This is a genomic window from Paenibacillus sp. CB74 (genome assembly GCF_055687625.1).
Map to the genome: position 1 here is coordinate 4,879,327 of NZ_CM146009.1, position 24,448 is coordinate 4,903,774.

General features: G+C 47.9%; 24 protein-coding genes. 9 read left to right on the forward strand and 15 right to left on the reverse strand.

The genetic code is table 11. The features are described 5' to 3' along the window. The first annotated feature begins 14 nt into the window (after positions 1–14). A complete protein-coding gene (locus ACX9NY_RS21485; RefSeq protein WP_472474969.1) occupies positions 15–791 on the forward strand; it encodes a YcnI family copper-binding membrane protein in 777 nt (258 codons plus the stop codon). A 139-nt stretch (positions 792–930) separates the two neighbouring features. Here the strand turns inward: ACX9NY_RS21485 and ACX9NY_RS21490 are convergent, their stop codons facing one another. The 4 genes from ACX9NY_RS21490 to ACX9NY_RS21505 form a co-directional block, all read right to left on the reverse strand. Further along, on the reverse strand, positions 931–1,203 hold the full coding sequence (locus ACX9NY_RS21490; RefSeq protein WP_091018402.1) for a hypothetical protein: 273 nt from the start codon (positions 1,201–1,203) through the stop codon (positions 931–933). A gap of 51 nt (positions 1,204–1,254) precedes the next feature. Beyond that, positions 1,255–2,547, reverse strand: coding sequence for a Tle-like phospholipase domain-containing protein (locus ACX9NY_RS21495; protein ID WP_445252956.1), 1,293 nt, complete (start codon positions 2,545–2,547; stop codon positions 1,255–1,257). A 57-nt stretch (positions 2,548–2,604) separates the two neighbouring features. Continuing rightward, positions 2,605–2,886, reverse strand: a complete 282-nt coding sequence (locus ACX9NY_RS21500; RefSeq protein ID WP_143786547.1) for a hypothetical protein — start codon at positions 2,884–2,886, stop codon at positions 2,605–2,607. A gap of 358 nt (positions 2,887–3,244) precedes the next feature. Then, the gene (locus ACX9NY_RS21505) at positions 3,245–4,501 is read right to left on the reverse strand and encodes a DUF445 domain-containing protein (protein ID WP_339258491.1); all 1,257 of its coding nucleotides are present in this window, start codon (positions 4,499–4,501) and stop codon (positions 3,245–3,247) included. 335 nt (positions 4,502–4,836) lie between these two features. Here ACX9NY_RS21505 and ACX9NY_RS21510 point away from each other — a divergent pair, with 335 nt between their 5' ends. From ACX9NY_RS21510 to ACX9NY_RS21520, 3 genes are all read left to right on the forward strand, one after another. Continuing rightward, positions 4,837–5,664 (forward strand): aldo/keto reductase, encoded by an 828-nt coding sequence (locus ACX9NY_RS21510; RefSeq protein ID WP_472474973.1) that lies wholly within the window; start codon positions 4,837–4,839, stop codon positions 5,662–5,664. A gap of 283 nt (positions 5,665–5,947) precedes the next feature. Then, positions 5,948–6,466 carry a sigma-70 family RNA polymerase sigma factor gene (locus tag ACX9NY_RS21515; RefSeq protein WP_339239221.1) on the forward strand — a complete coding sequence of 173 codons (519 nt, stop codon included), beginning with the start codon at positions 5,948–5,950 and terminating at the stop codon, positions 6,464–6,466. Next, the gene (locus tag ACX9NY_RS21520) at positions 6,463–7,317 is read left to right on the forward strand and encodes a hypothetical protein (protein WP_472474975.1); all 855 of its coding nucleotides are present in this window, start codon (positions 6,463–6,465) and stop codon (positions 7,315–7,317) included. Before ACX9NY_RS21515 ends, ACX9NY_RS21520 begins: the two co-directional genes overlap by 4 nt. A 73-nt stretch (positions 7,318–7,390) precedes the next feature. Here ACX9NY_RS21520 and ACX9NY_RS21525 read toward each other — a convergent pair whose 3' ends face one another. Continuing rightward, positions 7,391–7,852, reverse strand: coding sequence for a cupin domain-containing protein (locus tag ACX9NY_RS21525; RefSeq protein ID WP_017691032.1), 462 nt, complete (start codon positions 7,850–7,852; stop codon positions 7,391–7,393). 256 nt (positions 7,853–8,108) lie between these two features. On the opposite strand from ACX9NY_RS21525, the gene ACX9NY_RS21530 reads away from it, so the two are divergent. Further along, positions 8,109–8,960, forward strand: coding sequence for an AraC family transcriptional regulator (locus ACX9NY_RS21530; protein WP_105601564.1), 852 nt, complete (start codon positions 8,109–8,111; stop codon positions 8,958–8,960). Between the two features lie 154 nt (positions 8,961–9,114). On the opposite strand, the gene ACX9NY_RS21535 is transcribed toward ACX9NY_RS21530, so the two are convergent. Next, positions 9,115–10,728 (reverse strand): glycoside hydrolase family 28 protein, encoded by a 1,614-nt coding sequence (locus tag ACX9NY_RS21535; RefSeq protein WP_472474978.1) that lies wholly within the window; start codon positions 10,726–10,728, stop codon positions 9,115–9,117. Positions 10,729–11,191: 463 nt separating this feature from the next. Here ACX9NY_RS21535 and ACX9NY_RS21540 point away from each other — a divergent pair, with 463 nt between their 5' ends. From ACX9NY_RS21540 to ACX9NY_RS21555, 4 genes are all read left to right on the forward strand, one after another. Continuing rightward, entirely contained in the window at positions 11,192–11,944 is a 753-nt protein-coding gene (locus ACX9NY_RS21540; RefSeq protein ID WP_301289677.1) for an amino acid ABC transporter ATP-binding protein, read from the forward strand. A 38-nt stretch (positions 11,945–11,982) separates the two neighbouring features. Further along, positions 11,983–12,825: a transporter substrate-binding domain-containing protein gene (locus ACX9NY_RS21545; protein WP_339239218.1), complete on the forward strand. Its 843-nt coding sequence runs from the start codon at positions 11,983–11,985 to the stop codon at positions 12,823–12,825. Positions 12,826–12,927: 102 nt separating this feature from the next. Next, a complete protein-coding gene (locus ACX9NY_RS21550; protein ID WP_339239217.1) occupies positions 12,928–13,650 on the forward strand; it encodes an amino acid ABC transporter permease in 723 nt (240 codons plus the stop codon). A gap of 154 nt (positions 13,651–13,804) precedes the next feature. Then, positions 13,805–14,455 (forward strand): amino acid ABC transporter permease, encoded by a 651-nt coding sequence (locus ACX9NY_RS21555; protein WP_339239216.1) that lies wholly within the window; start codon positions 13,805–13,807, stop codon positions 14,453–14,455. Between the two features lie 346 nt (positions 14,456–14,801). On the opposite strand, the gene ACX9NY_RS21560 is transcribed toward ACX9NY_RS21555, so the two are convergent. The 9 genes from ACX9NY_RS21560 to ACX9NY_RS21600 all read right to left on the reverse strand — a co-directional run bounded on the left by ACX9NY_RS21560 (position 14,802) and on the right by ACX9NY_RS21600 (position 24,283). After that, positions 14,802–16,139, reverse strand: a complete 1,338-nt coding sequence (locus tag ACX9NY_RS21560; protein ID WP_472479374.1) for an FAD-dependent oxidoreductase — start codon at positions 16,137–16,139, stop codon at positions 14,802–14,804. 78 nt (positions 16,140–16,217) lie between these two features. Further along, positions 16,218–17,072: a carbohydrate ABC transporter permease gene (locus ACX9NY_RS21565; RefSeq protein ID WP_339239215.1), complete on the reverse strand. Its 855-nt coding sequence runs from the start codon at positions 17,070–17,072 to the stop codon at positions 16,218–16,220. Beyond that, positions 17,056–17,970, reverse strand: a complete 915-nt coding sequence (locus ACX9NY_RS21570; RefSeq protein WP_253429358.1) for a carbohydrate ABC transporter permease — start codon at positions 17,968–17,970, stop codon at positions 17,056–17,058. Before ACX9NY_RS21570 ends, ACX9NY_RS21565 begins: the two co-directional genes overlap by 17 nt. Positions 17,971–18,247: 277 nt before the next feature. After that, positions 18,248–18,958, reverse strand: coding sequence for a hypothetical protein (locus ACX9NY_RS21575; RefSeq protein ID WP_472474982.1), 711 nt, complete (start codon positions 18,956–18,958; stop codon positions 18,248–18,250). Positions 18,959–18,988: 30 nt separating this feature from the next. Then, on the reverse strand, positions 18,989–20,284 hold the full coding sequence (locus ACX9NY_RS21580; protein ID WP_472474984.1) for an ABC transporter substrate-binding protein: 1,296 nt from the start codon (positions 20,282–20,284) through the stop codon (positions 18,989–18,991). Positions 20,285–20,387: 103 nt separating this feature from the next. Next, complete coding sequence (locus ACX9NY_RS21585) at positions 20,388–21,155, reverse strand: response regulator transcription factor (protein ID WP_472474986.1); 768 nt, start codon at positions 21,153–21,155, stop codon at positions 20,388–20,390. Between the two features lie 5 nt (positions 21,156–21,160). Further along, on the reverse strand, positions 21,161–22,984 hold the full coding sequence (locus ACX9NY_RS21590) for a sensor histidine kinase (RefSeq protein WP_472474988.1): 1,824 nt from the start codon (positions 22,982–22,984) through the stop codon (positions 21,161–21,163). 274 nt (positions 22,985–23,258) lie between these two features. After that, complete coding sequence (locus ACX9NY_RS21595; protein WP_339239207.1) at positions 23,259–23,447, reverse strand: aspartyl-phosphate phosphatase Spo0E family protein; 189 nt, start codon at positions 23,445–23,447, stop codon at positions 23,259–23,261. Between the two features lie 311 nt (positions 23,448–23,758). After that, positions 23,759–24,283 carry a pyruvate kinase gene (locus ACX9NY_RS21600; RefSeq protein WP_472474990.1) on the reverse strand — a complete coding sequence of 175 codons (525 nt, stop codon included), beginning with the start codon at positions 24,281–24,283 and terminating at the stop codon, positions 23,759–23,761. Positions 24,284–24,448 lie beyond the last annotated feature (165 nt).

A 24,448-nucleotide genomic window follows, 5' to 3' on the forward strand; every position in this document is an offset into this window, starting at 1 on the left:
AGGGGTTATTTATTTTGAAGAAAACATCATGGATTTCCAAACTAACATCCACTATCGCAACAGGTACCGCGGCATTCATGCTATTCGCCGGATTCGCTAGCGCTCACGTTACTGTTAGCCCATCCGTTGCACAGACAAGCGCATGGCAGACATACACGATTAAGATTCCATCCGAGAAAGATCTGCCTACAACCAAAATCACCATGAAAGTACCCGAAGGTGTGGCATTCAAGCAATATCAACCACTGGCAGGCTGGAAAATCACCACAGAGAAGAACGATTCCAATGAAGTCACATCGATCACATGGGAAATTGAAGGCGATAACGAGGGTATCATCGCAGGACAATTCCAACAGTTCAACTTTGTTGCACAGAACCCTAAGGCGGAAGCTGAAGTCGCTTGGGATGCCTTCCAATACTACAGCGATGGCAGTATTGTAGAATGGACAGGCCAGCCAAGTGATGCCAACCCACACAGTATTACAACGATTAGTGAAGATCCGGCTGCTGTTGGTAATGCTGCGGCAGGTGGAGGTCATGCCAACGATGGACATAATAGTGCAGGTACAGAAACAGGCACTGGTGATAGTGCAGCTACCGATGATAGCAAAGCAAACGATGACACTACGCTGGGCGATGCACTTAACGACACCGTTACAGGTGAGCCGAATAACACGGATACAGACCCGGGTACATTGAAGCTTCAACAGGCCACATTGATTGTATCCATTCTGGCACTGATCCTCTCCTTCCTGGGAATTGCATTGGCGACACGTCGCAAAAAACGTTAAGAACGATATGCAGCACGCGATAACTTGAGATAACTAAGAAGCCTATGGCATACGGGATCAACCCCGATGTACCATAGGCTTCTTTTTTGTCTATCCATGCTGATTGCCATCCGCAATATGGCAACAGCCACACTGCTCTTTAGCGTTCCTGATCCGTCTGGATCATAATTTCAATATATTGCAGCAAGCTTTTCTTCTGCATTTCGATGGATTGAATACGTTTGGACAGGCCCGCAAAAAACTCTTCAATCTGCTGCCTTGTATAATCAGCAGACTGCCCTTTCCAATCGTTCAGGCGACTGTATAGCGCCCTCGCTTCCTGTTCATCGGCTTGCAGACGGGCAAGCAGCTGTGTCAGTTCTTTTTCCGCAATTCGAAGATCATTCAATTCCACCAGCAATTGTCCACCCACTTGCGTTCCCCTCCCCCATGTACGTGATAGCGACATTAACCAACCTGATTCCTAATTAAAATGAACCGGACTCTCGTCCGCCTGCCGGAAGGCATCTGCTTTCTCATCGATAAAGTTCAGGAACTGGCTGGTATGTTTCATATGCCATGTGCTAAGTTCTTGAATCGACGCGTCCAGTTGGGTGACAATGGGCTCCAGCCTGCGACTTCGGCTTGTATGCAGGTATTGAGCCATGCGGCTTCGTACCTGATTCAGCTCAGCATTGCATTGCTGTGCATTTTGCTTCCACCGGGAGGCGACACTTTTCAGTTCTTCTGGCGTTACCTGAATCAAGCCGGATGCACCTGCCCCAAGAGCCATACCGCCGCCAGACCTGAAACCTAACGGACCGAGGTTCTTGCTGAACGGCCCCATGTGATCCATAAGGCGTGGTGAATAGCGGACTCTCTCTCCAGTAATCGGATCATACAGATCATTGGATATGTATCCATTTTTGAAATTATATTGATCCAGACTGTGATAGTTCTCTCCGCCAAATGAGTTCTTGGCTTTATCAATAATGCCCACTCCATCGTTTGCATCCTCATAATTGGAATTAATGTAGTACGTCGATCCCACATGTCGGTCATATCCGCCCAGCGTTCCGCTGGCTACCAGATCACTGGGATTGGCATAGTTCACAACCTGCCCGTCGAACTCACCCGCTTCAGCCCGGCGACGCATTTCTGGCGTCAAATTGCCCATTACCGATGGTGCACTAAACGTTACGGCTGGAATTCCGGTATAAGCAGAAGCATATTGTGCATTTCCCCCACCCAAGGAATGTCCGGTCATCGAGAAATTCAGATCCTTATGCTTGTTCTGCATGTGACTTGCGTAGTCTTCTGATTGATACATCTGATTGGCCCAGCCTGTAGGGGAAACGGTTTTTTCAATATCTTTTACGCGATCACCGGTCCAGTTCTCCACGTCTCTTACCCTGTCACCAGCCCAATTCTCCACTTTGGATATGCCCGTAAAATCCTTGACGCCTTGCACCCCTTTATCGAGCCAATCCGGTGTAAGGTTATCAACAAAATTCCCGGCCTCCTGCTGACCCTTGCGAATCAACTCTCCGCCCCCAATACGACCATCCATGACAAAGTCTGGTACCGAACGATCCAGAGACGCACTTCCTTCTGTACCACGATAAGCAATGACGGCTTCCTTGGTCTCGGGATTATAAAATGTTACGGCATCAAAACCGGAAAGTTTGTTACTTTCCGTCCCTTCAAGGACCTCCCATCCGGGAAGTTCCGTTAATTTGTCTCCAGCCTTTTGATCCTGATAGGCCAGATCAGACATCGTTTTATACGTTTCATCATCAATGTTGGACCCGTTACTCAATAACTACACCTCCCTTTATTTAGCGTATGGATCATGTCCCTTGGCCATCATCACTTCTTCAATCTCAGGGCTAATGACCAGGTTCTTGGTTACCTTCTTTTTGTAGTCATACGAAATGCCAAAACTCTGATCTTCGTGATCTTTCACATGGCCTTTCAGCCCTATCTGGGACACTGCCATCTCCGGCAACAACTCTTTGCTTGTAATCACAACATCCAGCTCGAACTTCTGCTTGAAGTGCTGAATTACGGTTGCTTCAGCTTCCTTGTATAACGCTTCCTTCTCACTTGCATTCATGTTCTGACAACCCCCCAGAAATATAGTCAACACCATCATTAGTGTGAATAAACCCTTCAACCATCCTGCACGTTTAATACGGATTCCTCCTCTGGGTAGAATCAGGGTGTTCCACCATATGTGAAGCACACCCTATTCATCTGTTACCTGCATCATAGTACAAAATCAACATGAGCCATATCGGCTAACAGAATCGTTTTCATGTAACTTTCTTCCTATATGATTCATTCAGGGTACTTTGGTGTACATTACCCCGTTTCCTAATTCTTGCAACAGATACATGAGATTTTTCCCACGCACGACAAAAAGAGCCTGCTCTTTGTAAGAGCGGCCCTCCTTTTTGCCGTACTTAACGTTCCTACTCAAGCACCATCCGCAGAGCGGTCAGCGCAATCCCGATAATAAATCCGGTAACGGCTCCGTTGATCCGAATCCACTGCAGATCCTGCCCCACCTTATCCTCAATCATTGAGATCAAGGAGGCGTTATCCATTTTGTCTACATTTTCACGCACGAGGTTACCGATTTTGGAATGATTTTTCTCCAGCAGTGTTGTGACGCCATCTACGATCTTGGCATTCATGCTTGTCATCAACTCGTGATCTGACCGCAGATCAACCAATACCCGTTCAATGGCAGGCAGAGCATATGTATCTACATACTGTCCATCTTCCATCGCGGCGAGTGCCTTGTCTCTCAATTCAATGAGTTTGTTCAGCACCGTTTCCTCTGCGTTCCAGCCCTCAAGCATATTGTTCTTCCAGCCGTTGATTCCATCTTGCATAGCCTCGCTCATGGCCAATCGCACCGCCTGGGTACGTACCATATCAAGCACTTTGTACCTTAAAGCGCTGCCTTCACGTTTCATATCCTCTACCCGATCGAAGAGATATCCTTGCAAAATGCCACCCAAACGCTCCTCGTTCATATAACCAAGGAACGCATTCATCGCAAACTGCATCAATCCGTTCATTTGAATGCCGCTGATCGCTTTCATCCCGCTTTCACCCAAAAACATCACATTCTCAGGTTTAACCAGCCACTCTTCGGCTTGCTTCAGTCCATAGTCCAGTGCTTTGGCATCGTAACCCCGCTCTGTCATCTGATGAGCAGCCCGTTCCAGAATCGGACCCAGATCAAAAGCGCCCGCCTGTGACTTGATCTCAGACGCTACGAGTGGAGCAATCTGCTCTAACGGCAGACCCGCCAGAATTCGTTTGCAGAGTGTATCAATCATGGTCTTGATCCCGTCATTGTGAAGCTCACGTGTCAACGTATCGAGCACCGTCTCTGCTGCTTTGAAATCTGCAATTTTCTCGGTAATGCTGTCTTTGTTAAGTAAGTTATTCTCTACTGCGGAGACCAGACCTTCGGTCATTTTATCCCGATTTTTTGGCAGCAAAGCCGTATGCGGAATGGGAATGCCGAGCGGGTGACGGAATAGGGCGGTCACTGCGAACCAGTCCGCAAGTCCCCCTACAAGTCCCGCTTCAAATGATCCTACCAGCAACTTGCCCACGGGAACGCCCTGGAACGGCAAGGATGCTGCAAATCCCGCTCCCATCACCACGAGAGACCAGGCTGCTGCTTTTTTGGTTTGTTTAGGTTTAGCCATTGTATTCTTGCTCCTTTATCATTAAATCGCACGGCCCGGCCTGTACCGGATTCCGTACTCCATCGTTTCTTATGTAAACTCTCCAATAGCAAAAGTCTTGACTTCCATATATCGTATACTTCATCTTATCACCCACGAGCGTCAAAACCAAACCTGTGCTTGGCCAAAAAAGGACATTTATGGTGTTTACCTCGTAAAACGGTTCGCTCCCTTTTCTATACCAGGATTATTTTAGTATAATTCATCATAACGGCCCTCCTATATGGATTGGCTGCTGAACAGCAGGGTAATTACATAGTGGAACAATGAATCAATCAGAGGAGGAATTTCGGACCATGAAACACGTGCAGGACACAACCACGCTCTATAACGGAGTCAAAATGCCATGGCTGGGTTTTGGAGTATTCAAAGTTAAAGACGGGGACGAAGTCGTTCATGCTGTCAAAACGGCCATTCAAGCCGGGTATCGCAGCATCGATACAGCCAAAGCGTATAACAACGAAACAGGTGTCGCTCAGGGTATTCGTGAATCTGGAGTAGCCCGTGAAGATCTGTTCATTACTACGAAAGTGTGGAATAGCGATCAGGGATATGAATCCACACTGGCCGCCTTCGAAGCAAGTATGGAACGACTCGAACTGGAGTACCTGGATCTCTATCTCATCCACTGGCCGGTCAAAGGCAAGTACAAAGATACATGGCGAGCGCTGGAGAAGCTCTACAAGGAAGGACGCATCCGCGCAATCGGTGTGAGCAATTTCCAGATTCATCATCTGGAAGACCTCATGATTGATGCCACGGTCAAACCAGCGGTTAATCAGATCGAGCTTCATCCACTACTGATTCAATCGGAGCTTCGTGAATATTGCAACAAACATCAGATTCAGATCGAAGCCTGGTCTCCGCTCGGACAAGGTCATCTGATGGATCATCCGTTGCTTCAGGACATCGCCGCCAAATACAGCAAATCCCCTGCCCAAGTCATTCTGCGCTGGGATCTGCAGAACGGCATCGTGACCATACCCAAATCCGTCACGCCTGAGCGTATTCGCGCGAACGCCGATCTCTACGATTTTGAGTTAACTTCAGAAGAAGTAGAGCAGATTAACGGACTGAACGAGAACAAACGCTTTGGTTCTGATCCCGACAACTTTAATTTTTAATATAAACATCTTAATTCGATAACACCCGCCCTCCACCTTAGAGGAGCGGGTGTTTTGTCATGTGATGTTATAGACAATCTATTCGTAGTTAAGAATGGAGGCGAGGCCCGCTATCCTACTCAGTGCCGTTTTTGTGCCCCAAAAAAAGTTTTTTGACCATTTAAAACTATTTGATCTCCTCATCAGTCTAACGAGTGTCAAGCGAACTCAAGCACTTATATGGAATCCAGGCCTGGAACGAGCAGTGACTTGAATATTTAGGTTTATCATGGGGGGATCAGGAGTGATTAGACTGAACCATAGAAAGACAAAGGAAGAACAGTTCAGCGAAAAAATAACAGCAATTCAGAATAAATTATATCGATTGGCGTACTGCTATGTTAAAAATGAACAAGAAGCGCTGGATATCGTATCCGAAGCGGTCTATAAAGGGTTCATCGCTTATGGAAAAATGGAATCCATGACTTATTTCGATTCCTGGATGTCACGAATCGTGATTAACACAGCGATAGATCATATTCGACGGAATCAACGAGTGACCTATATGGAGGATCATGTACAGGAATTTGTGGCTCCAGAACGAGGGGCATCCGTGGAAGAGAAAATGGATCTGTACGATGCACTGGATCGACTCGTGCCTGAAGATAGGGCCTATATTATATTAAAATTTTTTGGTAATATGCGTTTTCGAGAAATCGCAGAAGTGCTCTCCCTGTCGGAGAATACCGTGAAGTCAAAATTCTATCGGATTATCAACAAATTAAAAATGGATTTAATCGAAGGAGAGGTTGGAGATCTATGACTAGCAAAGAACGTTATGAAAACATTGAAATTCCAGCTCAACTTTCAGATGTTATTCGTCGTGCCCATCAAAAGGCCGCCGCTCGCAAAAGCTCATCCCGTATTATTCGCTACGCTTCAAGTCTAGCAGCATGTGCCGCTTTACTGCTCATTATCAACATTCCTACTGTCGCCAACGCCATGGTCAAAATACCTGTGGTCGGAACGATTGTTCAGGTGCTTCAATTCGGCGATGGCGGCAAGATTACGGATGGGATAACCGTGGGTTCAGAAGCAACTGAAAATACCCTTAAAATTAATTTCAGCACCGACGAACAGGATCAGGCCAATGATGCGCCTTCTTATAATGTCGAACACAAAGAAGCACCGAATCGTGTCCTCTTCACGTTTAGCGGTGCACGTTACATGGATGTAGAGAAAGTCAAAGCCGACTTTATGACCCAACCTTTGGTGAAAGATGTATATGGCTCCATGATTTTAGACGACTCCTCCGTCGGATTCGTCGTTGTTTTAAAAGAAGGGGTACAGTACGCCGTAACGGAATTCAAGAACCCCGGCTACCTGGAAGTGAAATTGACTTCCGACGGCAATCCAGTCACCCCTCGGAAGGTATACTCGCTTCGCACAGAATCAATGCCTTTTGGAGAATCGATGGGAATAATTAAAGAATCCTATCCGGGTGAGGACATCTCTTTCCTCAAAACGTCCACTGGGCAGTTTACAGCAGTTATTGGAGAATATTCTACCGCTGAAGAAGCTGAACAGAAGCTCAAAGAACTCGCCGGACAACCAGATTATCATGAGGAGTTTTATGTGGACAGCTGGATGAGTAACGAAAATCCAATGGATTAGTCATTTCCCCAAAAAATCCCGATTCGGATGCGCTGAGCATCTCGAATCGGGATTTTATCGGTCATAGGCAACCCTATTCGCTTTTGGATACCAGCTTGAAATCATCAAAGTGGAAACCTGGCGCGACTACGCAAGTGACCAGTACAGGCTCATCACCCAACGGGCGTGCTGTCTGCCATACGCCCGCTGGAACAAGCACCTGTGGTGATTGACCTGCAGCAATATCCATACCCAAAACAAGAACTTCCTCGTTCTCCGGGTTCTCTCCGTTGCCGCCCAGCTTCAGTTCAACCGGACTGCCACTATGCCACAGCCAAAGTTCATCGGACAGAACGGTATGCCACTCGGAGATTTCATGTGCGTGCAGCAGGAAATACGTGGAACTTGCCGAGAATCTTGGGCCGGAATAAGTATCCGGCAGAACCGACTGTGGAATCTGATAAGAAGCCTTCCATTCTTCCTTATACCAACCGCCTTCAACGTGAGGCTGCATATTGAGCGCAGCAACCAATGGCGATAATTCATGTGTCGTCATAACCTGTTTCCTTCCTTCTACATCATATTGGAGACACTCCTTAACCAGAGTTTCGCCTCTCTCCCCCTACTCTAAAACATCATTCAAGTTTTGTCACCTTGACAGCTCCCATGGTCCATGCCAGATTCGTTCTCACGGTATTTTACATATGATTAAAGAAATATTTCATTTCCAATGATAGCGTTTACAAAAAGATGGATTTTCCGTTATGATATGGATATCGTTGTTAATCCGTGAAGCAGAGGGGAGCTGTACCATGAGTCTCATAGAAGATCGGATTGGACCCAAATATCGAATCGGTGAACATTCATTTACCATTGAACATATGCGCAGACATGATGGGAACGGTATGCCTCAGCCTCACGCTCATCCATTCTACGAACTGTATTACCTGCTTGAAGGTGAACGCGTTTATTCCATGAATGGTCAGATTCTGTCTGCCCGCAAGGGTGATTTTATTCTGATTAACCCAAACGATGTACATAGCACCTCCAAAGGAAGTATTCCTGGCTTCGAACGGATTTTAATCGGTTTTTCGCCTGCTTTTGCAACGGGGATGGAGCTTGGCATATGTGGTCTGCTGCCTTTTAATTGTTCAAGACTTCTTCGCCTGCCTGAAGCGGAACAGCCCGAGATGGAGCGTATATTGTGGCAGATGCTGCAAGAATGCAAAGAGCGACGCCCTCACTATGAGATTGCGGTCAGAAGTCTGCTTGCCCAACTTTTGATCCGTATTCATCGGGTGGAGGAGGATATTCGGCAGTCATGCCCCGGTCCTTTGCATCCGATGCAGGACAAAATCAGTGAAATCGTTACATATGTGAACAGCAACTACACCCAACCACTTACGCTGGAGGGTGCAGCCAATCGTTTTTATATCAGTCCATCCTATCTGAGCCGAATGTTCAGCCGGTTTACCGGGTTTCGGTTTAGCGAATATCTGCGTGTTGTTCGTGTCCGAGAGGCACAACGAAGATTGCTGTCGACACAAGAGCGTGTCCAGATGATTGCAGAGAAGGTAGGGTTTGAGCATACGGCTCATTTTAACAAAACATTCAAACAAGTCACCGGTACAACACCGCTACGCTATCGCAAGGAACACCGGTAGATCTTCAGATCACATCATATAAAACCGAGTGGGTAGCCTTGCTCCAGAGATCACGTATTACTTATACCCGAAAGGCATCACGATCATTGGACCCATGGCTACGCCACTGCGGCTGAATTGGAGCCACTTGTATAGACCCTTTTACATACACTTTTTACCTGCGGATGATCACACCACTTCGTACTTCAGGACCCACAGAGATCTGGCGACCGTCTGTGTCCGCATCACTTTCTCGGCACACAATACCTGCGGATTCGTGTCCTGTCACCATCAGAAGTCGACCATCCGCCCCCTTGCCCTGAATGCTCTCTAGCTCCGCCCCTTTGCACTGGTGCAAATGAATTAACGGACCTTCGGTAATCCGGGCGTTCAGTTCTGTAATCCGCAGATGTTTCGCTTGGGCACATTGAATACCTGTGCGGGCTTCTACATGGTATCGTTCAATGACTACGCCATCCAAAGGCAATTCCGGCAACCCACTTATGAGCAACGCAGTGTCCGCACCGGCACAGACCACATCCGATATTCGAATATCCCGGAACACCGGCGTCTCCTCGCTAATCTCCTGAGACAAGTCACTGCCCCGGGCAGACCCTTCCTGATTCGCATAGAAAAAGGAAAACGAGATGGCTTCCATAATAATATCTTTCATATATATACGCTCGATCTGAATATCCTCAACCACCCCACCGCGTCCCCGTGCGCTTTTGAAGCGAAGTCCAATATCCGTGCCGATAAACGTACAATCCGACACTCTCACATGCCGCACACCACCAGACATTTCGCTACCAATGACGAAACCGCCATGACCATGATACACCGTACAATCCCGAATGGTGATGTACTCCGATGGAAGACCCAGTTCACGGCCTTCGGCATCCTTGCCTGATTTCAGACAGATCGCATCATCACCGACATCGAATACACTCTTCTCCACCACCACATGACGGCAGGATTCAATGTCCAGCCCATCTCCATTCTGTGAAAACCATGGATTACGCACACTCACGTTACGAATGGTTACATGCTCAGATGCCCAGGGGTGCAGATTCCATGCAGGCGAGTTCTGGAACGTTGGACCGTCCAGCAGTACCCGTGTACATCTGCGCAAGCTGACCATATTAGGACGCAAAAAGTCTCTGGCTTGTTCATAGGCGGCAACATCACGTACCTGCTCCTTATGCAAACGATTTGCAATGATACCACCTTCAAGTGCAGAGACGGAAGGCCACCAGATTTCTTCATCCCCACCCGATTGCTCTACAACACCACCCGAAGCGACCAATTGGTTCCATTGTGAAGTCGTCATTTTGGAGCGTTTTACCGGACGCCACGCTTCACCGCCACCATCCCATATCCCCTCACCGGTAATCGCAATATCCTCCAGTTGATCACCATCGATCGGGGATTGACAGCGTACCACCTGCCAGCCTTCGAAGCTTGATGCGATCAATGGATATTGATCGAAATCTCGGCTAAACGTAACCAGCGCCCCTGCTTCCACATGTAGTTCGATCCGGCTGCGCATTACAATCGGACCTGTGAGCCATACCCCGGCAGGGATAATGATTCTGCCTCCTCCCGCTTCAGCACATGACGCGATTGCAAGGCGGAACATCTCCGTATTATCTGTTACCCCATCTCCAACAGCTCCATAGTCTGTAATTCGAAAATCCTGAGCCGGAATGACAGGCAAATTGGCTTCATAAGCTTGGACATCAGACTGGGCACCTGTACCCGTCGACATTGGGGAGTGATATGTATTCATTATGCAGAATCATCCTCTCTACCTGTAATGGAAATGGAAGCGTTATGAGATCAACTTTTCGTTTCTACTTTCTTTAGTTTACTTTCAGACAGATACTTTCTCGCTCCATCATATCAATGGCCTGATGCACTAGGTTGAGCTTTTTTGCCATGTACAGTTAGAACTTGATGGAATTTGTTTTTATGATCAGAGTCATAAATGAAACATCATTTCTAGTATACCCTATACATCTATTCCAATGGTTGGTAAACAACTAGGAGAATAGATTCAATTTTCTGTCAGGATTCGTCACAAGAGATTTGATAACATAACAGGTATATAACACAATTACTGCCCATAGCCCTAGAAAGTCTATTACTTATGTCATGTTTTATCACAAACCAATTGCCATTAGCAGGATGAGTATGTATGATTAAATAACTAGTTTCAATTAATTCCTTATTATTCCTTTTACAAACATTCGTTGCAGAAAGGATGGGGTCTACTCTTGATTGAATTTAGGGGTGTCCAAAAGCATTTCGGTCATTTTCATGTCCTCAAGGATATCCATCTTCACATCGAAGAAGGAGAGGTTGTCGTCATCATCGGACCTTCCGGCTCCGGCAAAAGCACGTTACTCCGCTGTATTAACCGCCTGGAGACCATTACCGAAGGCGAACTTGTTGTCAGTGGGGTCCCTCTACATCAGAAAAAGGTGGATATTAACCTCTTCCGCCGTGACATTGGTATGGTATTTCAACACTTCAATCTTTATCCTCACAAAAAAGTCATTGATAACATTACCCTTGCACCCATGAAGGTGCGCAAACAACCCAAAGAACAAGCTGCCTCAACGGCCATGAAGTATCTGACCCGGGTAGGCATTGCCGACAAAGCAGACAGTTATCCCTCCCAGTTGTCCGGTGGACAGCAACAACGGGTAGCCATCGCCAGAGGACTCGCCATGGAGCCCAAAATCATGCTTTTTGACGAACCGACCTCTGCACTCGATCCCGAGATGATCGGGGAAGTCCTCGATGTGATGCGTTCCCTTGCCCATAATGGCATGACCATGGTCGTTGTTACCCATGAGATGGGATTCGCCCGCGAAGTTGCGGACCGGGTCATCTTCATGGACGAAGGCCGAATTGTAGAAGAGGCCACCGCCGCTGAATTTTTTGACAACCCCAGAGAAGAACGAGCACAGCAATTCCTGAGCCGTCTGATTCATCATTGAGAATAATCCAATATTCCATTTTGAAAGGGGTCTTATTCATGAAAAAATTGTTGATGTGGCCGTCATTTATACTTGTCCTTATTCTCTCGCTGGTATTGTCCGGTTGTAGTACAGGTGAGGAGAATAGCAGTAGCGGCGGTAGTAGCGGTTCTGGCGGAGATGCCGTAGCCAAAGGAACGATTGAGCAGATTAAAGAGCGCGGCAAACTTATTGCCGGCGTGAAATATGATACGAAGCTATTCGGACTGAAAGATCCCGCAAGCGGCAACGTTGAGGGATTCGATATTGATATCGCCAAGGCACTCGCCAAACAGATCCTTGGAGATGAGACAAAGGTCGAACTGAAAGAGGTCACTTCCAAGACACGTATTCCCATGTTGCAGAATGGAGACATTGACATCATCATCGCCACGATGACGATTACGGATGAACGTAAGGAACAGGTGGATTTCAGTGATGTTTATTTCGAGGCAGGCCAATCCCTGCTGGTGAAAAATGATAGTCCGATTACCGGCCTGGAAAGCCTCAGCGGGGTGAAAGTACTCGCCGTGAAAGGCTCCACATCCGCTCAGAACATTCGCGAGAAAGCCCCTGATGCTGAAGTGCTCGAATTCGATAACTATCAGGATGCATTCACTGCTCTCAAAGCCGGTAAAGGCGAAGCGCTGACCACAGATAATATCATCCTTATCGGCATGCAACAGACAGATAACAGCTTCCAATTGGTTGGTGGCAATTTCACAAGTGAACCTTATGGTATGGCCATTCGCAAAGGCGACACCGCCTTCGTGGAAGAAGTCAACAAGCTGCTCAAAAGCATGAAAGACAGCGGGGAATATGACACATTACATGAGAAATGGCTGGGCTCCAAGCCCGAGTAACCCCGATTAATGATGAGCACGCGGCGAATTCGTCTGCTGGATGCGATGCATAAGCAGACGTAATCGCCGTTTCTACATCTGGAGAACGGAGGCTTTGCCTATATGGGCACATTGGATTTCAGCGTACTGATGCGACACTCGGATCGTTTTCTGGAAGGATTCCTGAATACCATTCAAGTGAGTATTATAGCTCTCGTTGGCAGCTTTATCCTGGGCGCGATTCTGGCGATCTTTCGGATATCCCCTGTGAAACCGCTGAACTGGATTGGCACGGCTTTTGTGGAGTTTATCCGAAACATTCCCCTGCTGTTGGTTGTGTTCTTCTTCTATCTCGGACTGCCGGCACTAGGCATTTCGCTCGACGGATTTGTCTCTGGTACTCTGGGTCTGACCATCTATACCGCCGCTTTCATTGCCGAAGCGATCCGAGCGGGCATTCAGACGGTGCCGCGTGGACAACTGGAAGCCGCAAGATCCTCCGGCTTGTCCTATGTACAGGCCATGAATCTGATCATTCTGCCTCAAGCGATCAAGATTGTTTTGCCGTCCATCGGCAACCAATTTATTAATCTGGTCAAGAACTCATCCATTCTGGCCGTCGTCGCCGGTATGGATCTCATGTATTTTGCCGACCTGGTTAACTCGGATACGTTCCAACCGCTAAGTGTATACACCGTAGTTGCGCTGTTTTATCTGGTGCTGACACTACCACTCAGCTTTCTGGTGCATTATATGGAGCGCAGGTTCGGACAGAGCGATGCAGAGGCGCGCAGTACCAAGGGAAAACCGAAGAAGAACAAACCGGCCGGTCAGGTTACCATGTAACAGATTGACCTATACATGCTCAGATTTTTAGGGAGATATATTAGCTATTTCAGACCTTTCAATAATTTTATTGGTTCGTTATTTTGGCTAGTCCATGCCCCATCTATTGATCTTCAATATTCCATTCCTGCATACAGAAGGAGGCTAATAAAATATGGACTTTAGCGGGGCCTATGCGTGGCCCAACCTTCGTTTCCTGCTTCAAGGATTCTTGATTACCCTACAGGTCGCAGGGCTATCCATTGTATTCAGCTTCATACTTGGCACCGTGCTGGGTACCGTCCGGTTTACTCGCATCCCCATTCTGTCACAGATCGTAGCGGTCATCGTGGATACGATTCGGAATCTGCCACTACTGCTCATCATTTTCTTCATCCATATCGTACTTCCGCAGCTCGGGATCAAAATGTCCGTCTTCTGGTCCACGGTCGTTGGACTGAGTCTATTTGAAGGCGCGATGATCGCCGAGATCGTACGTAGCGGTCTGAAGTCTGTTGAGCGCGGTCAGGTGGAAGCTGCCCGTTCTTCCGGCCTGAGCTACATGCAGACCCTCGGTGGCATCATCATGCCACAGGCGCTACGCCGCATGTCTCCGCCGATGGTCAGCCAGTTCATCTCACTCCTGAAGGATACTTCACTGGCAATCATCATCTCTTTGCCGGAACTGATGCACAACGTGCAGATCCTCGGCGGCCAAAGTTTCGATTATATTATCCCCGCCCTCCTGCTCGCTGCGGTATTGTATTTTGTCATCAACTATACGCTGTCCATTGTCGCAAGGCGACTTGAGGCACGCATGAATTAAATGACTGAATAAATGAAATGAGCTTCCCACCGATGTTCTAACGAACCGGGGGAAGCTTATTTAGCCATTTTGGGGACAGTTTCTAACCTAACGAATCGTAGACGCTCTATTCTTCCGATTCCCCCGCCTTTACGCCGTATTTCAGGTTTTTGAGTAAAATAACTTCACTGAGATTCGTTACATTTTTCATCTCAGCTTATAGCCCCATATTAGACGTCTCAGGTTCGTTAAAACTTACACCACCGTGAATTAAATAAATAAACATCCACGTTACGCCCACTATTAATGATTCATGCCGCTCCCAAGAATAATACTGCGTCCAATCCGCCCACAATCAGCTTATCCGCTAGATCGCCGCTCCGTTGTGACGTAATTCCGCCTGTAGCAGCTCAATTGGCAGTCCCACCGGATCAAGCTTCATCTTCACGGTTAGTGCAGCTGCTGTCCCGGCGGCCTCCCCGGTAGCCATACAGCTTGGCGTCAACCTTGTCGTTGCATGCGCCTCATGTGTGGTGGAGATGCAGCGTCCTGCCGCCAGCAGATTGCGGATATTGCGAGAGACCAGACAACGATACGGAATATCGTACGCCCCGTCCCCTTTGATAAAGGCAGCTACAACACCTTGACCCGAAGGGTCATGAATATCGATAGGATAACCGCTTCTGGCAATCACATCCTCGAACTTCCGTCCTGCGACCACATCCGCTTGGGTCAACGCATAATGACCGATAATCCGTCTGGATTCACGAATACCAATCTGAGGTGCTACCGCTGAGATGGAAGCCCGTTCGAATCCAGGCACATCACGCTGCAAAAACTCAGCAATCATCAGCACCTGCTTCCGCCCTTCCTGTTCAGCAGAGGTCAGATCCTCGGCATCCGTCGCATCGAGTCCCTGCACCCGGGTACAATTAATCAGCACTTCATCGTCAGCCGGTCCGGTAAAAAACAACACCTGGTCGCGATTAATCGGTACCCCCGCTTTTTTCCACTGGGAATAGAAGCCGCTCACCCCGGTTAACGGAATGCTATCCAGCTCCGAGAAGGGGGTCTTGGCATAGAAATCTTCCGGGTGCTCCTGCATGTATTGCTTCACGCGTCCAAGATCCACACCACGCATGCGGAATTTCATGGTCATCGGCTGAGACTGGTTATCGCCATCTCTCCCCTTCGCCACCGAAGCCCCTGCAAGATAAGCCAGATCCGCATCACCGCTTGCATCCACGAATACGTTCGCTCGGAACTCCTTTCGTCCAGACTTGTTGGTCACTCGCACCGCTTCCACCCGATCATCCCCAACAACCACTTCATCCACGAAGCTGTGCAATAACAGCCGGACACCAGCCTCCTGCAACATCTCTGCCGCAACCACCTGAAAGATCGCTGGATGGTACGGCGTGACAGTATGCACAAATCCAACCGTATCGCGCAAATGCCCGGGGGAGCCGCCACACGCCTGCAAACGATCCACAATCTCCTGCGCAATACCTTGAATGACCTGCTCCCCACGTTCCGTATGGAAAGTCATCCAGGGATAGACCATAGCGGCAGTGGACATCCCACCAACGAATCCATATCGCTCCACCAGCACTGTGCGGACACCCTGTCTTCCAGCCGCAATGGCTGCCGCTATACCCGCTGGACCTCCGCCCACAATAACGACATCTGCTTCTTCCTTTTCCATGCTCATCCGTTCACTCAAATGTTTTCCCTCCTTCCGTTCTATTGCACGTATTGCTCGCCTTTGCACGTATTTCATGGCTTACTCTTTCAGTCCCGTCATGGCAACCCCCTCAATGAAGCGCCGTTGTGCCAGGAAAAAGACAATTAAAAGTGGCAAGGTCGCCATGACTGTGGCGCTCATCAGATATTGCCAGGCTGTGCCGACCTCATCTGTAAACAAAGATAATCCAAGCGGCAGCGTCATTAGATCACGCGAGTTAATGAAAATCAACGGATCGAAGAACTCATTCCAGATCGTCACAAACGTGAAGATCGTCAGCGTAGCCATACCTGGCTTGGCAATAGGCAGCATAATTCGCGCATATATTCGGAATCGGTTGCAGCCGTCGATCATCGCCGCTTCCTCCAGTTCCGTTGGCACCGTAATGAAGAACTGCCTCATCACAAAGATGCCAAACACACCGCCCGCGCCAAAGATTGGCAGTAGTATCAGCGGAAGATGGGTATCAATCCACCCCAGCTGCCGCATGAACAGGAACATCGGAATCGCCGTCACCTCATGAGGAATCATCATGGCACTCAGCAGGATGAGAAATACCACATTACGTCCTTTAAACGGAATTTTGGCGAATGCATAACCGGCGAGAGAAGCAAAAAAAACGGTTCCCAGCACAACCAACGCAGAAATATAGATACTGTTCCAATAGAAACGGTGAAACGGAATCAATCGGAACACATCGATGTAGTTCTGAAATCGGAAGGATTCCGGTATCCACTGTGGCGGATAGGTGAATATGCTCTGAGGCTCCTTGAATGATGTCGATATCATCCAGATAAATGGCACAATCATGATTAGCGAAATCAGTGTCAGCAGCAAATACGTCCCAAGGGCACTTCCTATCTTCCTCCCCGAAGAATTAGGCATCGCCTTCATTGAATACCCACCTCTTTCGGAGCTGCCATTGCAGCAGCGTCAGGATCAGTACGATGAAGAACAGTACATATGCGAGAGCGGAAGCATAGCCGAACTGGAATAGTTTGAATGCTTTTTCCCAGATATAATAAACCAATACCTTTGTGCTGTTACTCGGCCCGCCCTGTGTCATCACATAGATCTGTCCGAATACTTTGAGTGAACCAATCACGGTCATGACCACAGTCAGAAACACCGTTGGTGTGATCATAGGCAGTGTAACGTGAAAGAAAGTTCCCCTTCTGCCCGCACCGTCCAATGTTGCTGCTTCGTACAGTGAACGCGGTACCTGCTGAATAGCTGCAATGAACAGCACCATATTCAGACCTACATTTTTCAGCACACTGGTCACAATCACTGCGGGCATTGCCAAATCTTCATTGTATAGCCACGCCGGACCCTTGATGCCCGTCATCAATAGAAGCTGATTAATCAATCCTGATTCTGTTGCATACATCAGCTTCCATACGATGGCCCATACGATCAGCGAAGTCATGACCGGAACAAAGATCGCTGTTCGAAAAATTCCGATCCCCCGCAGATTCCTGGATAGCAGCAACGCGAGCAGCAGGGCGAGCACAATATTAAGCGGTACCAGTCCGACTGTGAAATAAACCGTATTAGCGAGCACTTTCCAGAACATGGTGTCTGTCATAATATTCCGGTAATTCTCCAGTCCAACAAAATGATGATCCCCCAGCAGCGGCCAATCAGTCAGGCTCATGTATAACGCGAGACCCATGGGAAACAACAGCAGCAGCGTAAACCCAAGCACCATCGGCGATACAAACAGCCACCCCGCGATCTGCGCTTCTCTGGCGAGCGGTCCCCTTCTTTTGCGCTTGTGTGGATGGGTCACAATTAGCCACCCCCTTTTTATTCAAATTTCCTCCGAAGCTGAACCTGTGACGATTCTATATAAGGTGAACTATATATTTACACAAGAACGTAGAGGACAGAAAAAACCTGAAGAAGCGAAGTGGTCGCCTAAAAGCTTTCTGGAAGAAAGCTGCATCGGAAGCATATGCTTATCCCCGGATTTCTCCCTCTATATAAGGGATTCAAAAAAAATCTGGGGATAACAGCGATCGGAAGGTTGTTCTGGCATCGGAGTACAAGTGTAAATATCCTTTAGTTCAACTTATATAGTCTGGACGGTTCAGGCTGTCCACCATATTGCGGAACCCGTTCACAGCCCTTCGCAGCTCTTCCTCCGTGTTGCCTGTCACAACCGCTCCAAGCATAATCGCTTTGACCCCGGTATCGCGTAGCACCCGAACATCCTCCGGTACCAGCTTTCGCTGGGAAGGAACCAATACCGGAACCTGGGCTTGCAAGACCAGACGGCGATACTTGAGCACATCCGCGAAGCTGAGCGGTGTACCATACTCTTTGCCAGGTACAATGGATGCCTCCAGAGCAGTGAAGCCGAAGTGAGCTGCGGATGTTACGAGGGAAGCATCATATTCTTCATTGATCGCAAACGTTGGGTCCAGCCCCAAGTCACTCAGCATGAAGGAGGGCAAGTGATGTGCATAGATGGAATAGAAATCAAAACCCAGTCCAGCAAGGCGCTCCACATCCTCCCGTCGTGCTCCATCTATACTGCCGGAAGGTACGACCCCAAGCGGACCACCAAATTCACTGCGGATCGCCCCAAACACCTCGGCATAACTGTCCAATGGGCCAAAATGATTCCCGCTGGCGCGATGACCGACATTATAGTGCACCTTGAGTGCATCAGCACCCTCTTCCATGGCTGCCCGAGCCAAAGCAAGTTCATTCTCAGGCAGACTGACCACCAGGGACAGCGGTTTCCGCTCAAGTAATTCTTTGAATTTGCCCACTATTCTCACCTCCGGTTTCAATCGACTTACTTAGGGTTGCAGCATGCTTTGGATCTCTTCCTGCATTTGTTTCAGGTTATCCTCAGCTGTCGCTGTCTTGGCAAACAATCGGTCGAATCCCTGCAATACCGCATTGTCGATATCCTGCCATCGGATATGGCCGGGAATTAAGCGCGCTTTGGGCATTTCATCAATGACGGCCTGCACAATATGCTCTTTGCTCGGGTTATTCGGCTGAAGAATGAATGCGTCCGAGTTCAGAACAGAAGTACGAGGAGGCACAAAATAAGTGGCTGTCGCCTGAATCCCCTGCTCACTGGCAAAATATTTCAACAGCTTCTTTGTTTCCTCTGGATGTTTGCTATCGTTGAACATGGCATATCCGGCCTGCCCCAGCATCGGCACACTGCCTTGTGAACCGGAAGGCATAGGCGCGATGCTCCATTCAAAATCCGTAATCTCCCTTGCTTTGGAAACATAGCTGTAATTATCGAAAAACATCCCCACATTGCCGGCATCGAAGCTGACCTGCTCCCCCGCCTTCGGGTGTGATTCATCGGTGAACATCATGCGCTCCAGTAATTCAAAGGTCTGTACGCCATAGGCATCGTTCCAGGTGAACTTCGTCATACCTTCGTCGAATGGACCGCTTCCATTGGACCAGGAATAGGAGGAGAGAACCGCCCAGGTCTTCCAGTCGCGAAAAAAGTTGGCGCCATAGATTCGGTTGGTCGCCTCCTTGCTTGTAATCGCCTTGGCAGACTTTTCGAACTGTTCCCATGTCCATTGTCCTTGGGTGGCAAGTGTGTTTGGATCCGTCAGATCGGCCATGTCGAACAGCGTTTTATTGTAAAACATGACCACCGGAGGTGTAGAAAAAGGGAGCCCCAGCAACTGGTCGCCGTCACGGAATAGATCAAGCGTACTTGGAATGTAATCATCCAGCTTAAACTGTGCATCATCCTTGAACTCCGATACATCGGCCAGAATGTGGTTGGATTTGAATTGTGGTACCATTCGCTCCGATACCCAGGCGAGATCGGGAAGAGAGCCTCCAGCAGCAAGCACCGAAATTTTTTGCTGGTATTCTGCGAAAGGTACGGATTCCATCGTGACTTTGATGCCTGGATTTTCCTTGGTGAAGCCATCGATCAGTTTGTTGTATACATCCATGTGTGCCTGGTTGCCCCACATCATGAACTTCAGCTCCACCTCTCCATTCTCCCCGCCTGCACTGCCAGGTTCACTGCCAGAATTGGAGCTTGTGCACGCGATTGAAGCCACCATCATGAGTACAAGCATCAGTATCAGTCCTGCTTTTTTCATGAAAATCCCCCTTATAGACGTTGTGGTATACAGGTGCAACCAAAGTATAACGAAAGCTTCGTTCCCTCATAAATCACGTCAACTACAGAAATGGTATGGTATTTCAAGAAATACTGAATCGGTCTCGGTATTCTCCCGCAGTCCATCCCACCTGCTGCTTGAACACCAGCATGAAATGTTTGGGACTTTGATGCCCGGATAACCGTGCCACATCATAGATTTTGAGACCCGTGTTGATCAGCAACCACTTGGCCCGCTCCATACGTGCCTCCGTGATGTATTCCGAATAATTAATACCTATTTCGTTCTTGAATAACTGGCTCAAATAAGTGGGGTTTAAGTTAACGAGATCTGCGATCGTCTGAAGCCGCAAATCTCCATCGGGATGCTGCTTGATGTGCTCCTTCACATCTCGGATAATCTTCCGCGTATCTCCACCAGCATGTTCTGCTTTCCCAGATGGCTCCGGGATCGAAAGGGTTGAAATACCATATCTGCGGTCCAGCAACAATTGAATCTTCTGTATGCATAATGCCAGTTCATAGCGATCGATTGGCTTCAACAGATAGTTCAACACCCCGAACTCCATCGCTCTGCGCGCATATTCAAACTCGCCATAACCGCTAATGATGAGCATGAGCAATTCAGGGTACATGTCTCTGGCTTTGCTTACCAGAGTTAATCCATCCATTTCACGCATGCGGATATCCGTGATTAACACATCCGGCACTTCACATCTCAGAAAATCCAGCGCCTCCGTGCCGCTCGATGCTTCGCCCGTTACCTGAAACTGAGAAGACGCTTGTACGATCAGCTCCCTCAGTCCCTGACGGATAACCGTCTCATCCTCTACAAGCAATACTTTATACATGCGCTTCAATCCCCTTTCGGTAGAAGTTGAATGGATATGGTGACCACCAGGCCCTGCCCGGGACTTCCATCAATGCTTAGGCTGCCGCCTTCTCCATAGATGAGGCGAAGCCTCTGGGCGATATTGTTAAGCCCCAGACTGTCCCCCGCATGGCAACGTAATGCCTGACTGGAAGCCTGTTTTGTTATGGACTCGTTTAACTCGTCAATCTTCGCCTGAGTCATACCCTTACCGTTGTCTCGTACGCTAATCAGCAACTCATGGTCGAATCTCAAGGCAGTTATCCAGATTACTCCTCCATTTTCCTGTCCTTCAATACCATGGTAGACTGCATTTTCCACCAGCGGTTGCAGGATCAGCTTCGGAATCACACATTCCGTTATCTCTTCTTCGATGTCATAGTTAACCTCCAGCTTACCGTTGTAACGTACCTGCTGAATGCGTACGTAGGACTGTACAAAAGCCAGTTCCTCTCCAAGTGGAACCATCCGGTCCACCTTATCAATCGTATAGCGCAGCAGCTTGCCAAGCGCCGTCACCATGTCCGACACCTCAGCATGCTTCTGGCGAATGGCCATCATGTTAATGGACTCCAGTGTGTTGTATATAAAGTGAGGATTCATCTGGCTCTGCAACGCCGACAACTCTGCCTCCCGCTCTTGAATGCCCAGCAGGAACACCTCATTAAACAGTCGATGAATCTCTTCCATCATGCGGTTAAAGCCCCGGCTTATCTGTCCGAATTCATCACTGCTAAAGTGAGCTACCCGCTGGCTGAAATCACCCTGTTCTACCCGAATCATGTGGTGCTTCAGGCGAATCAGTGGCCGGGTGATACGATAGGATAACAGAACCGCCAGAATCGATATAGCCGCCATACACAATACAGCGAACCATAGGGTGAAGGTGAGTATCTCACCCGACTCCTTATGAATCACGGCAATAGGTGTAAGGCTGATCACCGAAAGTCCGGAATAGCTGGAATGGTGTTGTACGTAGAGATAGGACTGCCCATCCAGAACAATTTTTTGGTTTCCTGCATAGCTTAGAAGCTGTCCATGCATTAGCAACTGTTCGTACGCAGACATTCCTCCTGTTGAGGCCCGCTCGAACAGCAGACGCTGGTTGCTGTCGACAATCATCAGGCTTGCCTCTTGCTCAACATTCAAATTGGATAACATTTGGCCGAAGGCTTCCAGACGGATGTCAATCAGAATGTACCCCAATCGCTGGAGCGTACCCGGATCTCGAAGCACTCTGCCCACCGATATATACGATTCATGCTGAACGCCCGTGTAGTAGCCGGGGTCATGCGGAGGAATCAGGCGCCACGTCCCTTCCGAGTCTTCAAGCTCTGCAAACCAGTCATCCTGTCTGCTGTCCCATACCGGCTTGACCGCCAGTGAATCGAGATTGGAGAACAGGATGCCGCTGTTGCTGATCAGATGAATTCCCCGAATCTCGGGTCGATCATAAGCTTGACCAGAGGTATAGAGCTTCATTTTCAGATAATCCTCAGACCTCGCCCATGTACCAGACCCCATTGAACCGTTGTATTTGCCCAGAATGCCAAGCACCATCTGATCGTATAGCGGCAAGAGCGACAACCGCTCAAAGTCTTTCAGCAGCCGATTCAGATTGGTGTTAATCTGGCGAACCAGTTCAATGGTGAACTGCTCGGTCTTGCGATCCATCGTCTGGGAGAAATGCTTGTAGTTCATCACTCCCTGCAAGCCTAGCGGCAGCAACGTCAGCGCCAGGAACAACACGAGCAACTTGGTGCGCAGATTTACGCTTTTTCCGAAAAAAGTGCGTACCTTGTCCATCATTTCCGTTCATCCCTCCCTCTCCCGATCATTGTATGAGCCCCCTTCACAGATCAATCTGGATATAACTGGGGTCATCATATCCAGTTTTAATGATCATTCGCTATCCTGCCAACCCTGGAATTGGTACGGAATTTCAAGTTATGCGCATTGGTTTCAGGTGAACGCAAAAAAGCCGACTGTATCGCTACAGTCGACTACGCTATTTCTATAGATCACATACGCTGAGTTAATTTAGCCAAACAATCGGTTGAATTAGACCAAAAAACCGACTGCATTATGCAATCGGTTGTCTGTTGCCGAGATGGCTTTTATATTTGAATCGATTATATTCATTAATAAGCTCGTCCAGCACCATGGACTGTCGGAGGACTTTGTTGTCTTGCATGCCATGATTCTCCGCCAAACGACTCAATTCATGCCTGTTCTGTTCGATTTGGTCTCTGATCTGTTTCGGTTCACTCACAGCATGCACCCCCTCTTTTTTAAATATTTTAGGATACATTGCCAAAAAATTAACATTATATTCCTTTGCAAGGTAAAATGCTTATTTCCATAGAGATACTTTCAACATCAAGCATTTTGCATAGAGATATAAAAACCACTCATCACTACAATATGTGGTGAAAAGATATTGAGGGCATATCTACATATCGTATTCGAGAATTTTCGAATCCTTAACGTTAAACTGATTCATGGACATATTATGCATTTTACCCTAAGTACTTTTTGCACCTTTCTCCAGAAAGAAGTTAATAACCTTATCCGACAGCAAATTTATTCGTATAGATAATTATCATCACCATTCTGCATGCCAAAATAACGAAGTCTGTAGCCCTCTCGATAACGAGCACGCAACAGATGAATGAAAGAGTCATTCTCAAACTCAATGTAACCTGTTAAATAAAGTAGGATCAGATATTCCTCAAAACGTGGATTGCCAAGAGTCATCTCACTCTCTTGCATTCCATAAAATACTTCGATTTCAAGAATTAATAGAAGAGAAAACCCTCTTACAGTGGAATTGATGATCCATGCAAACTCCAGTGGCTCATGGATATCCTCATCCTTGTTCAGGCTAATTAATTGCTTGGTTCCCCTCTCATCCTTGAATACATAAGCTGCAATCGCCTGATCAAATCCCGCATGAGGATCGTTGCGCAAGTCGGAAAACGCCTCTAAATCTACCTTCTCAGCGTAAAATTTCTGAGTTAGTCGATCATGAATCTGCTCCAAACTGAATGGATTAGGAATGTCCAATGTTATATATTTGTCGTAAAGCTTCTGAATATCAATATGCAATGATAAATCCTCTTTTCGTTATGAATGATAGAATTCCCAACTTCGTTATCAATATAAAAAGGCTTACTTCCCAATAGGAAATAAACCATTTCAAACTCTTATACTTCACTCTGAACCGACTACACTCCGCCGCCGCCATGTGTATGTGTACTATATAATACTGGC